At 39.0% G+C, this 1,156-nt stretch carries 1 pseudogene; it reads right to left on the bottom strand.

Annotated features, from left to right (window positions below):
• Nucleotides 1–832 (bottom strand): annotated as a pseudogene (locus PX484_RS04690) (RNA-guided endonuclease InsQ/TnpB family protein); the annotation flags it as partial.
• Nucleotides 833–1,156: the final 324 nt, after the last annotated feature.

The following is a 1,156-nucleotide window of genomic DNA, read 5'->3' as shown; positions in this document are numbered from 1 at the left end:
CATAAACTACCAGATCATTAGACTGGACTAACGCCAAAGCGTCTTTAATTGCTTTGTCTTTACGTTGTCTTGACACTTTAAGATGAAGTTTAGCTACTTTTATCCGTTGCTTGTGATAGTTGTTAGACTGTTTCTTTCCTTTGCGAAATTGTTTTGATAATTTCCTTTGTGCTTTTTTCAGTCGTTTTTCTGACTTTCTTAAATAACGTGGATTCTCTACAGTATTGCCTTGAGCGTCAGTATAAAATTCCTTTAACCCTAAGTCAATTCCTGTTATTTGTCCCGTTGGTTTATGTGATTCTTGCCGTTCTACGTCAATCAAAAAGTGGCAATAATAACCGTCAGCAAGTCTAACAACTCTTACCCGTCTAATCTGTTGTTCTGAATAATAAACTAAGGTCTTTTGACTACACCATAAATCAAATTCTCCTGCTTTAAAGCAATCGGTAAATTTAATTTTACGTCTATCATCAGATAGTTGGTAGCCTGTTAGTTTATACTCAACCGAACGGCTATGCTTTTTGAATCGAGGAAAACCCTTTTTCTCTGGTATCTTAGCATGACAATTCTGGTAAAACCGATTAATTGATTGTCAGGCTCTATCAGCAGCCGATTGACGTGCTTGTGAGTTTAATTTATTAACCCAAGGGGTCCCTTTATTGTTAGCTAGTACCGCACAAAGTTTTTGGAGATCATTGCGGGTTGTACCCTTATGATCCATCCAATAACGAACACAAGATTTACGCACAAACTGAGAAGTTTTGATAGCTTCATCAAGCTGGTGATATTGCTCTGGTGTTCCGTTTTTTAGCTTTGCTTCTACGACTAGCATCTAACAATTCTCGACCATTGGCTAAGTGGATTATAACACAGTTTACTCACAAATGATAGAATTAAATCGATACTCCGTTGCTAATATTCTGGTCGGATTTCATCCCCCGCAAAGGTGAGCATCTTGTCGAAAAATCTAGCGGGGGCATTCATCCGACATTTTAGGTAACCTTTAATGAGCCTGTTATGCCGATTGGGGATGGGGAAGTGGGGAGCAGGGGAAATTCAACTAAAACCCTAAAACCCAATACCCAACCGCCAAAACCTAAAGCTCAACAGTTAAACCCTAACAGCTAACGCACCGATCGAGCGCTCAATCATTATT

It is taken from the genome of Microcystis sp. M49636_WE2 (genome assembly GCF_030065375.1).
GTDB lineage: Bacteria > Cyanobacteriota > Cyanobacteriia > Cyanobacteriales > Microcystaceae > Microcystis > Microcystis aeruginosa_C.
Note: the sequence above shows the minus strand (reverse complement) of the source record. Positions and strands in the feature narration are given on the sequence as shown.